This window comes from Paenibacillus sp. BT-177 (assembly GCF_025846815.2).
GTDB lineage: Bacteria > Bacillota > Bacilli > Paenibacillales > Paenibacillaceae > Paenibacillus > Paenibacillus polymyxa_C.
In genome coordinates, this window is the sequence record NZ_JAOYTP010000005.1 from 110,885 (window position 1) to 123,987 (window position 13,103).

Sequence of the window (13,103 nt, forward strand, 5' to 3'; positions counted from 1 at the left end):
CCATGAACTCATTTCGCTCTATTACATACTATATTAGCTTTTTCAAACTGGAAACTCAAAAACATTACGAATAAGCATTTTTTAAAAGCACAAAGCTTCCTGTCATGAGAGCATGTTACAATAACCGTATTTGAGCTTAAATAATCATAGGAACTTCATACCAACTTCATGTGATTTACCCCATTTTATCATTAAAATGAATCATCGGAACGCCTTTATAGAGGTTTCATGCAGGAAAGGAGCGGCAAAGTTATGATTCAAATTGGACTGACGGGTTGGGGCGATCACGATGACTTATATCCAACGGGCACTAAAGCTAACCAAAAACTAAATGTCTATGGAAGCCATTTTCCGATAGTAGAGATGGATAGTTCTTTTTATGCAGTACAGCCTACGGATCGTATGGCGCGCTGGGCGGCGGAAACTCCAGACTCCTTTTCATTTCTCGTCAAGGCCTATCAAGGCATGACCGGACACACCCGCGGCAAACAGCCTTACTTCAAAACGATAGATGCCATGTACGAAGCACTGCATGCATCCATACTACCTCTTCGCGAAGCGGGCAAGCTTAAAGCCGTGCTGTTTCAGTACCCGCCCTGGTTTGACTGCACACGTGAGAATGTCGCCATACTGCGAGACACGAAAAATAGGATGGGAGAGGTCCCATCCGTACTTGAGTTTAGACATCAAAGCTGGTTCACACCTGATTTTCGGAAGCAAACGCTGGCATTTATGCGTGAAGAAGGCTGGATACATAGCGTATGCGACGAGCCGCAGGCAGGACCCGGGTCAGTTCCCATTGTGCCGCAGGCTACAGACAGCAACCTGACCATCGTACGTCTTCACGGACGGAACATATCAGGCTGGAATCAAAGCTCCGCACCTAATTGGCGGGAGGTTCGTTATCTGTATCGGTACAATGAACAGGAATTGGCCGAATGGAAAGACAGATTGCTGGAACTGGAGCAGCAAAGCCGTGAGGTATGCGTTATATTCAACAACAACTCAGGTGGAGACGCCGCTGCCAATGCCAAGCAACTCATGACCTTGCTGGGCATGGAGCCTAAGCCTTTTCCACCTCGCAAGCCACCTGAAGCGGATCACGGGCCGGAACAGCTTGAACTATTTTGACGACCGGGCTGTGGATGAATGATTGGGGATTACCTTCCTGAGCTTGCGTTCGTTATCCAGCAAATGCGGATCATCAGGCAAATAACGTAAAGCGGCTTGGTTGTGCTCATACGAAGCTTCCAGCTTACCCATATGTGCAAAGCAATGACTGAGCCGCACATGAGGTAACCAAGAGTAGCATGGCAGTGGGACAGGTCGCATACCAGTAAGGTGATGCTGTTGTTCCGTTGCTCTTTCATACCAATATGCGGCAGTATTCCATTCGTTTCTTGTGAAAAACCAGTCCCCGATCATGCAGCACAAGTCTGCTTGCGGCACCCCGTATCGAAAAGAACGTAGCAGACGATCCAGCTGTTGCTCGGGCTTCCCGAGATGGAGATAGCATTCAGCCGATCGCGCACAAGCAGTAATCCGATCTTCCCGGTAGCCGCTCGGCTCCTCCAGCAGATGGTCGAAGGCTTCTGCTGCCTCGGCATATTCCTTGCGGTCAAAGCATTCATTGGCGTGAAAATACAGTAAACGCCCTTCCAGCTTGCCGCTTTCGCTGATCCACCGGGCGAGAATACGTTGGTTACGGAGCGTATGGTCTTGCATTCGGCGATGTGTCACTGCCACATCCGAATGTACGATTTGCCCCTGAGGTATCACCAGATCCTCATGCAGACGCCCTTCCCAGCGGTATTGTTGATCCCGCTTCACAAGGCGTATACGGTGTGAGGTGAACAACAGTTCACCCTGCTCACCCTCTGCCAAGTGAAGTGGCATCACCACCACGTCGATATGCTTAGACAATCGCTGCTTTAAAGAACGCAGACGTTCACGATCGGATTCCAATAGCACATCATCCGCATCCAGCCACATGATATAGGAACACGTTGCCTTGTCAAACGATTCATTACGAGCGGCGGCAAAATCATCCATCCATTCAAATGTATATATCCGATCCGTATAGCGGGCTGCTATCGTCTTTGTCTGGTCCGTCGATCCCGTGTCCACGATGATGATTTCATCCATCAGGTCTGCGACCGAATCCAGACACCGGGCCAGTGTCTGCTCCTCATTTTTTACAATCATACACAAGCTGATGGTCATTAGATGCTCAGTCATGACTTCACGTCATCCCCTTTACCGTTGGCTGATTCTTCCGTTGTTTTTTCGGTAGACTTGCCATCAGTATATGCACCTCTCCTCTCATCCTGCGTCTTGTCTATCTGTTCGACACGCGTAACCCTCTCCAATGAAAATAGTTGTTGCTCCATATACCGGATTCTCTGTACCGCCTTGTCGAGTGCAGCCTTTCGCTGATTCATTTTGCGAACATGCTGCTGCTCTACCCGTCGAAACTGCTCCTCATCCAGTTTCATCCACTCATTCAGTTGCTCTGCTCCTGGCATAGCCTCACGCAGCTCTTTTGGCTTCTTGTGACCTGCAAAGCACAAATATTTATGATGTACCTCCAGCGCTTGTTCTTTAAAGTAAGGATACAGCACACGGGAGAGACTTCCGGCATAGTAAGTCCGTTTGTGATCGTGAAATGGATGATATCCATAAGGTACAGACAGGACGAGCGTCCCCTTTTTATTCAACAAGCGGTAAGCATGGGCCAGCAGGGTGTCGGGATGCGCAAAATGTTCCAAAATCTCTCCTAAAATAATAGTGTCAAAACCACCGGGAGGACGTTCAAATTGTGAAATGTCCTTTAACTGAAAATGGACTCGTCCCCTGACGGGTGCAGATTCCTGACGAAGTTCTTTTTTTGCATAATAAATGCTGTCTTCTTCCAAATCAATCGCCGTTACCTCAAAGCCTTCCCGCGCAAGCAAAATGGACGTTATTCCCTGACTGCATCCAACATCCAGCACGGTACGACCCCGTACATGGCGACAAATCCAGTGAATTCTATTGCGGGTGGCTTCATGAGATTCCTCTGAATTAATCTGCCCGTAATAACGTTCGTTTACCTGATCACGGTTAGCCAACAGCGGCGCCCCCTCCGTCACCAGGATGCCCCAAAATCACGACATGTCCACCTGTGCAATGTGCAGTCGCATTACGTGTATCGAAGACCAGCCGAGCATGGTCAACCAACTGTTGGTAGTTCACCACAGAATGGTCTGTCGTGATGACTACGATATCTGCACTTTCCCACAGCTGGGCATTTGCCCTCCGAGATGGGATTTCTTCACCGTTCAGCTTAAAACTCGATACATACGGGTCGGTGAAGCTAACCGAAGCACCCATTTTTGTTAGATGCTCAAACAGGACAAGAGCCGGGGATTCCCGAACATCATCAATGTCCTTTTTGTAGGCTACACCTGCCAGAATGATGTTGGCCTTGTTTATGGCTTTCCCTTCCTGAGCTAGCATGGATTCGATTCGCTCCGCAATATACAGTGGCATACGCCGATTCATGCGGTCTGCCAGATCCACGAATTCCAGCGGAAAACCGTGCTGCTCCGATTTCCACGACAGGTATAGCGGATCAACCGGGATACAGTGTCCTCCAATGCCTGGTCCCGGATAAAAAGGCATGTAGCCGAACGGCTTGGTTGCCGCTGCATCCAGTACCTCCCATATATTGATGCCAATTTTCTCACAGGCCGCTGTCAGCTCATTGACCATTCCAATGTTGACACTGCGAAACGTATTCTCAAACAGCTTGGCGGCTTCAGCCACGGTTGTTGAGCTAACCGGGACAATCTGATCCAAAAAAGACCCGTAAAAACCTGCTCCCGCTGCCAGACAATCCGGTGTGCAACCGCCGATCACCTTAGGGGTGTTGCGAATGTTAAAATGGACGCTGCCCGGATCGACACGTTCCGGTGAAAAGCACACATAAAAATCCTTACCCACTGTCCATCCCCTGCGCTGCTCTATCACTGGCCGAATCAGTTCTTCGGTCGTTCCAGGATAGGTGGTGCTTTCCAGGATCAACAGCGTTTGTCTACGCAAATGAGGTATGGCCTGATCAATAGCCGTCTCAATATAGGACGTATCCGGTTGATGTCCATCCGTCAGCGGCGTAGGCACACAAATCACGACGATATCCGCATGCTCCAGCACCTTGATATCCGTAACTGGATGCAATTGCTGTCCGATCAGACCTTCCAATGCATCATCGCCAATGTCTATGATGTACGACTTTCCTTGAAGCAGCTTGGCTACTTTGACAGGATCGGAATCCACACCATATACGTCATAACCAGCCTGTGCCATTTCCACTGCCATGGGCAGCCCTACATAACCGAGGCCGATCACAGCCACCTTTACAGTTCCTTTTGTGATTTTTCCCATAAGCTGCAAAATACCCACCTCTTTCATCGTTACTCCATACCTTGCAGTAACTCAGCAATTCCAGCGCGATCCATTAACTCATCGTCCGAACGATATTGTTCGAAGCTTACCCGCTCCAATCCACCATATTGACTCAACAAACGCTTGTCTGCTTGCTGGGGAAGAATAACAAAATAACGATCATCATAGCGATACGTGTGCGGCACCTCATAGGGCGAAATCAGCACCTCATGCAGCTTTTCCCCACCACGTATACCAATTTCTTTCACTTTTAACTTAGGCTGTCCCGCCTGTTCTTTCATCACCTCTGCCAAATCCGCAATATTGCAACCCTTCATTTTCATGACTAGCGTCTCTCCACCAATCGCCGTAACAGAAGCCTTTAGCAGCAAGCCAATTGCCTCTCCGAGCGTGAGGAAGAAACGTGTCATATCTGGGCTCGTCAGCGTTAAATCCTGACCTTCCGCGATCTGGCGTTTGAACAGGGGCACGACACTTCCACTTGTCCCTAGCACATTGCCGCCGCGAATACACACAAAGCGAGTACGCTCACTTAAGGCGTTGGCGCGGATCATCATTCTTTCGCCAATCGCCTTCGTCATCCCATATACATTCACCGGGTCCACCGCCTTGTCTGTAGAAACATCAATGACCTTGGCGACTCCCTGCTCTATGCTGGCCCGAATCACATTTTCCGTACCATGTACGTTCGTCTTGAAAGCCTCTTCCGGCTGTTTCTCACACACAGGGACATGCTTTAATGCCGCCAAATGGAACACATAATCTACCCCGTGACAACCCTCCTGCAATGCCTGAAGGTCCCGAATATCTCCAATCATGAAATTCAGCCGGGGATCAGACTGAAATTGCCGCTGCATGGCAATCTGTGCAAATTCGCCGCGTGAGAAAATACGAATTTCCGTCGGTCCCTCCTTCAGCAATTCAGCCGTTAGGCGTTGCCCCCAAGACCCTGTTCCTCCGGTCACCAGCAGTTTTTTTCCTTTGAACAATATAATCTCCTCCTGACCGTTACGAATTGGCAATGCCTGTGCCCAAAAATTCAGCCAGCACCGCGTTCATTTCATTTTCTGAGAGTCGATCCTTTGCCGGCACCTTTTTCACCGAAGTATTGGCGGCATGAATGACATTCACATAGTTGCGAAGTGGAATCACCTCATGTGGCAGCTCCGTTACATATCCGTGTGTGCCTTTCCCAGGAATAACGACACGGTAATCATTCAGAAATTCCTCTACTTGATAGCGAAACACATAAAAGGAAGGCGAGCGGTGAAACACCGGTGCCATCTGTCCCTCAACCGCATCCCATAAGTACCCCATTTGATTTACCAGTGCAACTGTATCCGGTTGAAACTTGTAATCATGCAACTGCTGTACAAATGACTGGTGGTACAAATCGTCGGAATCAATTCTAGCAATAAGCAGTTCGTCCGCGCCTTCGATATACGCATTGATACGACGTTTACTTTCAATGCTCGTACCAAAACGGATGTGCTCGGGAATAGTTTCACGTTGGGCCAGTTCCTCTTCCACAATGTCGCTGCATCCACCCGCCAACTTGACGACAGATAAAAAATCCGCATTCGTCTGATTGAGCAGACTCCGCAGTGTAAAGGTTCTGAATATATCCAATCGCTCGCTAATCCACTCACGTGTCAGGCGGTTGGGATTCATCCCATAGTTATTAAAGTTAATTTCAATCACAATCTTGCGATTCATTGAACTTCCTCCCTTTCATCCGTCTTCTCTCAAGTTATGAAGACGCTCCTGAAACGGCACGTACAGATGCAACAACTCTTGCAAAAATAGGTAGAATCGAAAAAGAATAGCCGTTCATACAAAAACCTTTTTACTTTCGACATATGATAGAATACGAAGTTTTTGGCTCTATTTGAAAAGTCGAACAAGCAGGACTGACAGGGAGGAAACAAGATATGACATATCCAAAATATCTGGAGATTGACGAGGTATTGAAACGTTTGAAGCTAGCACTCGATCAGCACCAGCCCTTCTCACTCATACGTATTGGAGATGGCGAAAATTTGGTATTGGCTCAAGACACCGTCTGGCCGATGGAAAAGGTGTTACAGGAACGCTGGGCAATCAAAGCCAATCTCGGCCAAAAGGGACTATTTCTGCCGAATACGGAACTACGAGACGCAGTGGCAGAGGCAGTGAGCAAAGCCAGCATAGCTGGCATTTTGCCTTATGATGACGAATCTATTAAAGCACCATCCTATATGAAGCGGGAGCTGACCGATCAGGTCTTTGCTCACTATGATCTTTCTCCCGCGCTGACTTGCCATGCCTGCCTGAATCGATATTTGGCGGAGACACCCGCTTTCTGGAACATCCTGAGAAATCGACGCATTCTACTGGTGACCCGGACAGCTGCTGAAGTAAAGCCTGTTCTTGAAGCCGATCCGTATGGGCTGCATATCGCGCACACGATCGCATTTCATCAATATGAACAGATGCCGGAAACACTCGGGTGGATCGCAGCACACAAAGATGACTTTGATATTGCGCTGTTCTCTTGTGGTGTCAATGCAGTGGTATTGGCGCAAAAAACAGCAGAATTAACTAGCAAAGTAGGTATAGACTTCGGCAAGGCGATTAATATCGTCATGTTCGGCAAAGCTAATTAAATAATGAAAGTAATATCTGAAAAAAAATCAAATTCGGTAACTGTGCTCTGAATATCAAAAAAGCATCAGTAAAATGAAACCTGCTGGTGCTTTTTGCTATCCATTGCTGCCATAAAGTTCGTATTTGCTCAAAATCATTCATATAAAGCCTTAAACCCTGACTTCTTACAATAGAATTTGAGATTCCCTGTCACTTCTTTTACAATATTACAGAAACTAGCATTCATTCGAAATCATGAGGAGGATGTTGAGTATGTCGCATAACAAGAGATTGAAGACATATCCACTTGCAAAAGCAAAGCAAGTAAAGGTTCATGGCCGAACTACGCCAACACTTACACCTCTCACTCTATTTTGGACAGGCAGCGGCATTGAATTGAATATGAAAGGCTCAGAGCTATGGATTGAAATCGAAGCCGATTATCAGATCTATGAGTCTTGGATCAGTATTGTCGTCAATGGTGTCCCGATGAGTCGCCTGATGGTGACCGCTGGTCGGCATTGGATCTGTCTTTTGAGAGGTTCGAACTCTGACACGATCAAAAATGTTCGTATCGTCAAGGATGTCCAGCCTATGAGTTCGGACTCACGCTGCTTGTTGCAAATTCATGCCCTGAAGGTTGACGGAGAATTGCTGCCGGTCCCGGATAAACCTCTTAAGATAGAATTTATCGGTGACAGCATTACTTCAGGAGAAGGAACAATTGGAGCAAAGGAAGAGACAGACTGGGTTCCTATGCTGTTCACGGCCCTACGCAATTATACAGCCATAACAGCCGAGGCACTGAATGCGGATTACCGAGTGTTCTCACAAAGCGGATGGGGTGTGCTAACAAGCTGGGATAACAATCCACATGGGAATATACCGGCATATTATGAGCAGATATGTGGTGTACTCACCGGCGAGAGAAATGAAGCATTAGGGGCCTTTGCCGATCATGATTTTACCTCTTGGCAGCCGGACGTGGTCGTAGTGAATTTGGCGACTAATGACGGTGGGGCCTTTTATTCTCCAGCATGGACAGACCCGGTAAGTGGGAAAGTGTATAAGCAACGTTTGAATGAGGATGGCACGTTCAATGAAGAAGATTTACAAGCTTTTGAAAACGCTACCGAATATTTCCTTGTCAAGCTTCGGAGCTGCAATCCTACTGCCCATATTGTGTGGGCTTATGGAATGCTTGGTACTCCAATGATGCCAGCGATCTACCGGGCGGTAGACGCGTACAAGAAAAGAACGAAGGATCGGAAGGTGTCGGTATTCCAACTGCCTAACACGACAGAAGAAACGATAGGGTCTCGCAGCCATCCCGGACTTTCCGCCCATACTAAAGCAGCAGAAGAGTTGGCTGGGTATTTGCAAGAAATTTTAAAGAATTAAAAGCCGGGAAACACAATCAAACTTTATAGAATACACTTCGAGAGAAATCACAACAATCAGATCATTTGTGTTCTGAGTGTTGTGGTTAAAGATCATAGCCACAGCCTGCGGCAAATATCTGCCTCAGGCTGTGGCTGGTAGGCTTGAAGCGCAGCCGCCTAATCCAGGAAAACCATGAATAGGTAGCAAACCTGAACCAGGGAATACTTGTCTGATATATTTTACAAAAACGGAGTTGAAGCGATGCCCGTGAATACCTCAGGACCATTACGAACAGTGGTCGATACACCCGAAATATAAGAAGAATATACCGTTTGTATTGCCCAAGGAACGGACAAATCCTGTGCATTAAAAGCTTGCGTTTCATTTGATCCTGTCACGCCCAGCACCCCCTCGGCGCGGTAGACTACCTCGCTCGGATCATAGTCGGCTCCACGCACGATTTCAACCGCATACGTATCACCAAGCTCACCGATCAGACCAATCGAACCACTAAAAGACACAATCGGATTCGGCACAAGAAAGGTTCGCAGCGTAATCATACCGAATCGCTCTGGTACAGGACCCAATTGAATATCGGGACCCCCCCCTGTTTTTGATGAATTGGTGGAGCTTCTCATATCTAGAAAAAAACCCATACCTTATCCCTCCAATTGCAAGATACTCCATGCTATGCAAGCAATTTCTTAGACGTATTGGACAAATTAGCAATAAATCTATCAATTCAGCTCGAAAAAACCGATAGTAAATACATATGGTGTAAGCTTTTGAAATGAATATATAGATAGAAAGCAGGGGTTTGATGAAACAACTGAAACGACTGAAAACTTTAACACTACGCAAGAAATTGACAGCAGCATTCCTGCTGGTCATGCTTGTTCCTAGTATTATTGTGGGCTCTTTCTCTTATCAGGCAGCATATAACCAGACTGATCGCCAATTACAGGACAGTGCGACATCTAGCGTTACCGCATCTGATCGTGCAGTTACTCAAACGATTCAAGCCAAACTCGCCGATCTGGAATATTACTCTACAACGTTGACGGCTAGTGATGACAGCGCTGAGGCAGATGATGCCATTCTAAAAAGATTACAAGTGTATTTGAAAATGCATGCAGAAGTTGTTGATATGTTTGTAGGAACTCCCGAAGGTAAACTTATCATTGGCAAAGCCGTAGGCTCCACAAACGATCCTCGAGAGCGTCCGTGGTATAAACAGGCCATGGAGAAACCCGGTCAAACCGTAATCAGCCCTGTCGGGCTCAATACGGCCAAGGTCCCCGTTGTGTACATTTCACGTACACTTCCCGACAACAGCGGTGTTCTCGGTCTTTCTCTGAATTTGAATAATTTAAAAGAAATCACAAAGCTAAGAATCGGACAAAATGGATATATTGTGATATTTGATAGTACCAAACGTATCGTTACCCACCCGACAGAAGTCAGTGGGAGTACCGAAATGGGAGAAAAAACGCCTGAATTGTTTGCCTCCAAGGAAGGCAGCTTCGATCACAATGATGCTGGCGTAGCTAAACATCTGATCTTCAAAACCAATGAGCTGACAGGCTGGAAAATTGCCGGAACGATGGACAAATCAGAAACCCGTGCCTCCGCCCAACCGATTCTTCTCACGACAATCGTAGTGTTGGTCATTGCAGCCATCATCATTGGTGTGCTCGCAATGTGGCTAATCAGCAGCATCCTTAAACCTATCCATAGATTGCGTAACTCTATGGATGCCATCAGCCAAGGTAATCTATCGATTAACGTGGCTACGAACAGCACAGATGAAATTGGTGAACTATCAAGATACTTCCAGAAAATGGTGGATAATCTGCGTAACATCATTAGAGAAATTCAGGCAATGACAGGCAATTTGTCAGCATCCTCGCAAGAGCTTGCCGCAGGTGCAGAACAAACGACCCGTGCCATCGAGCATGTGACCATAGCCATTCAGGATGTCGCTGCCGGCAGCGAACGTCAGGTGGACAGTGCTAAAGATAATCAGGAACGAGTTAGCGGCATGTCTGCTGACATTACAGCTATGACCGACACCATGGCAGAAATGACCACTTATTCCGCACAAGCTATTCAGGCATCGGATGCAGGCAGTGAGCATATCGGCAATAGTGTCATCTCCATCGATGGTATTCGCACTACCGTAGAAGAGCTCGATACGATTATCAGCGCTTTGAGTGACCGGTCCGGACGAATCGGAACGATTGTCACCGTCATTACGGAAATTGCTAGCCAGACTAATCTGCTCGCACTGAACGCTTCTATTGAAGCAGCACGCGCAGGAGAGCACGGCAAAGGTTTTGCTGTCGTAGCAACAGAGGTTCGCAAGCTGGCTGAAAACTCAGCTTATTCCGCACAGCAAATTCGTGAACAAATTCAAGGGATACAGAGCGGTGTATCTGAAGCTCTAATCGCTATGGAATCTGCCAAGGAACGTGTAACTGAAGGCATCAATTCCATTGATCTATCCGGTCGTTCCTTCTCGCGCATCCGTAGAGCGGTAGCCAAATCAGCGAAGCAGCTCGATAACGTGGCCGCTTCTACCGCCGGAGTTGCTAATGGAACGAATGCAGTCGTTAGCAGCATGGAGGAAATTACACGCATCGCTGAAGAAGCAGCCTCTCATACAGAGACTGTGTCCGCAGCCGCCGAGGAACAGCTCGCCTCCATGGAAGAGATCGGCTCGTCTGCCGCAGATTTGACCCGTCTGGCAGAGCAGCTTCAAGATTTGCTGACACAATTCCAATTGGATGAAACAAAATAACCATTCCTACCGATAAATACAGAGAAAGCGAATTATCAAAATGAAGGAGGATGGGACATGGATATCGCAGCATTATCCACAGGTATGAGTCAGGCCAGCTTGGCTCAAGCCGTAAGTGTGAAGGTATTGGGTATGGCTAAGGATCAGGGTAGTGAACAAGGACAAGCTTTGGTACAGATGATGGAAAAAAGCGTACAACCACATCTTGGGGGTCAACTGGACATCCGGGCATAAGTACATCCTATTCATGATGAAAGACGATTCTACTCAGGTCTGTACAGACCCGGGCAGAATCGTTTTTTTATCTCCCTATTTTTCGTTCAGCATAAAACGTAGTAAACTAGACATATCGTCCACGACCTCGGTTCGGAGGATAGCGCAATATAAACACAATTTACATTTAAAAGGAGGATACATAGTTTATGAGTTATACTGAATATTTTGAAAAAGCCAGAGAACAACAACTGGGCGAACTACAGGAATGGCTATCCATTCCCAGTATCTCCGCATTATCGGAGCACAAAAAAGACATTAACCAAGCAGCCGAATGGCTAGCAGCCAAACTGACTGCTGCAGGCTTGGAAAACGTTGAAATTATTCCGACCAAAGGCCACCCGCTGGTGTACGCCGACCATTTGCATGCACCTGGCAAGCCAACCATCCTCGTGTATGGACACTATGATGTACAACCTGTAGACCCGCTTCACCTGTGGGAAACGCCACCGTTTGAGCCATCTATTCGCGATGGAAAATTGTATGCGCGCGGAGCGACAGACGATAAGGGGCAAGTTTTCTTGCACATTAAGGCGGTTGAGGCCATTTTGAAGCAGGAAGGCAAATTGCCGCTGAACATCAAATTCTGCATTGAAGGCGAGGAGGAAGTGTCCAGTCCGAACCTGCTTGAGTTTTTGCACACCGGCGCTGAACGTCTGGCAGCCGACGCTGTACTGGTGTCTGACACCTCTCTAATCGAAAAAGGGAAGCCTGCGATTTGCACAGGTTTGCGTGGACTGTGCTCACTGGAAGTCGCCATTCACACGGCGAACACGGATCTGCATTCCGGCTCCTTCGGTGGCGGAGTGCCGAATGCCCTGCATGCTCTGGTGTCCCTGCTGGCAACCCTGCATGACGATAAAGGCCGCGTTAGCGTCGAAGGATTCTACGACGATGTTGCTCCATTATCGGCAGACATGAAAGAAGAATTCGTGAAGCAAGGCTTCAATGAGAGCAAACTGCAACAAGATCTTGCACTTGATTCCCTCTATGGCGAAGAAGGATTCAGCTTCGTCGAGCGTGTTGGGGCTCGTCCTACACTGGAGCTGAACGGCGTATATGGCGGCTTCCAGGGTGAAGGTACAAAAACCGTCATTCCGAAGGAAGCTCATGCTAAGATCACCTGTCGCCTGGTAGCTAACCAGAATCCACAAGATATTCTGGACAAAATCGAGCGCCATTTACGCGCCCACGTTCAGGCAGGAGCTACCCTGGATATTCAACAAGGTGAGAAAGCGAACGCCTTTAACATCGACCCGTCACATGCGTTTTTACAAGCAGCAGCGGATGCCTTTGAGAAGGTATACGGTGTACGTGCCCTATTTACCAAGGATGGAGGCTCCATTCCGATCGTGGAAACCTTCTCCCGTGTACTGAGTGCTCCAGTTGTATTGATGGGCTTCGGCTTGCCGGATGAAAACCTGCATGCACCAAACGAGCATTTTAATTTGGAGAATTTCGATAAGGGTATGCTGACGATTGTGGAGTTTTTGAAATCTGTGTAAGCATATGACAACTTCTAATAGCTAAGTTACAATAGAGAGGGCGAAAGCCCTTTCTATTTTTTTAGAGGAGC

The 13,103-nt window shown here is 47.6% G+C and carries 12 protein-coding genes; 6 read left to right on the forward strand and 6 right to left on the reverse strand.

Annotated elements, in window-relative coordinates:
• Positions 1 to 252: 252 nt before the first annotated feature.
• Positions 253 to 1,131: a DUF72 domain-containing protein gene (locus OIU26_RS16750; RefSeq protein ID WP_264217453.1), complete on the forward strand. Its 879-nt coding sequence runs from the start codon at positions 253 to 255 to the stop codon at positions 1,129 to 1,131.
• On the opposite strand, the gene OIU26_RS16755 is transcribed toward OIU26_RS16750, so the two are convergent.
• Genes OIU26_RS16755 through OIU26_RS16775 form a run of 5 tightly spaced genes read right to left on the reverse strand, consistent with a single transcriptional unit; the run spans position 1,123 to position 6,162 of the window.
• Complete coding sequence (locus OIU26_RS16755; protein ID WP_264217454.1) at positions 1,123 to 2,238, reverse strand: glycosyltransferase family 2 protein; 1,116 nt, start codon at positions 2,236 to 2,238, stop codon at positions 1,123 to 1,125. The genes OIU26_RS16750 and OIU26_RS16755 overlap by 9 nt on opposite strands.
• Positions 2,235 to 3,110: a methyltransferase domain-containing protein gene (locus OIU26_RS16760; protein ID WP_264217455.1), complete on the reverse strand. Its 876-nt coding sequence runs from the start codon at positions 3,108 to 3,110 to the stop codon at positions 2,235 to 2,237. Before OIU26_RS16760 ends, OIU26_RS16755 begins: the two co-directional genes overlap by 4 nt.
• On the reverse strand, positions 3,103 to 4,452 hold the full coding sequence (locus OIU26_RS16765; RefSeq protein ID WP_436449161.1) for a nucleotide sugar dehydrogenase: 1,350 nt from the start codon (positions 4,450 to 4,452) through the stop codon (positions 3,103 to 3,105). Before OIU26_RS16765 ends, OIU26_RS16760 begins: the two co-directional genes overlap by 8 nt.
• A gap of 2 nt (positions 4,453 to 4,454) precedes the next feature.
• Positions 4,455 to 5,435 carry a polysaccharide biosynthesis protein gene (locus OIU26_RS16770; protein WP_264217457.1) on the reverse strand — a complete coding sequence of 327 codons (981 nt, stop codon included), beginning with the start codon at positions 5,433 to 5,435 and terminating at the stop codon, positions 4,455 to 4,457.
• Between the two features lie 19 nt (positions 5,436 to 5,454).
• Entirely contained in the window at positions 5,455 to 6,162 is a 708-nt protein-coding gene (locus OIU26_RS16775; RefSeq protein WP_025678774.1) for a glycosyltransferase, read from the reverse strand.
• A gap of 215 nt (positions 6,163 to 6,377) precedes the next feature.
• On the opposite strand from OIU26_RS16775, the gene OIU26_RS16780 reads away from it, so the two are divergent.
• Both OIU26_RS16780 and OIU26_RS16785 read left to right on the forward strand, forming a co-directional pair.
• Complete coding sequence (locus OIU26_RS16780) at positions 6,378 to 7,091, forward strand: GT-D fold domain-containing glycosyltransferase (protein ID WP_264217458.1); 714 nt, start codon at positions 6,378 to 6,380, stop codon at positions 7,089 to 7,091.
• Between the two features lie 253 nt (positions 7,092 to 7,344).
• A complete protein-coding gene (locus tag OIU26_RS16785) occupies positions 7,345 to 8,472 on the forward strand; it encodes an SGNH/GDSL hydrolase family protein (RefSeq protein ID WP_264217459.1) in 1,128 nt (375 codons plus the stop codon).
• 221 nt (positions 8,473 to 8,693) lie between these two features.
• Here the strand turns inward: OIU26_RS16785 and OIU26_RS16790 are convergent, their stop codons facing one another.
• Positions 8,694 to 9,110, reverse strand: coding sequence for a hypothetical protein (locus tag OIU26_RS16790; RefSeq protein WP_264217460.1), 417 nt, complete (start codon positions 9,108 to 9,110; stop codon positions 8,694 to 8,696).
• 164 nt (positions 9,111 to 9,274) lie between these two features.
• Between OIU26_RS16790 and OIU26_RS16795 the strand changes: the two genes are divergently transcribed.
• The 3 genes from OIU26_RS16795 to OIU26_RS16805 all read left to right on the forward strand — a co-directional run bounded on the left by OIU26_RS16795 (position 9,275) and on the right by OIU26_RS16805 (position 13,032).
• Positions 9,275 to 11,254, forward strand: a complete 1,980-nt coding sequence (locus OIU26_RS16795; RefSeq protein WP_264217461.1) for a methyl-accepting chemotaxis protein — start codon at positions 9,275 to 9,277, stop codon at positions 11,252 to 11,254.
• A gap of 57 nt (positions 11,255 to 11,311) precedes the next feature.
• On the forward strand, positions 11,312 to 11,488 hold the full coding sequence (locus tag OIU26_RS16800; RefSeq protein ID WP_090738398.1) for a YjfB family protein: 177 nt from the start codon (positions 11,312 to 11,314) through the stop codon (positions 11,486 to 11,488).
• 188 nt (positions 11,489 to 11,676) lie between these two features.
• Positions 11,677 to 13,032 carry a dipeptidase gene (locus tag OIU26_RS16805; protein WP_025678779.1) on the forward strand — a complete coding sequence of 452 codons (1,356 nt, stop codon included), beginning with the start codon at positions 11,677 to 11,679 and terminating at the stop codon, positions 13,030 to 13,032.
• Positions 13,033 to 13,103 lie beyond the last annotated feature (71 nt).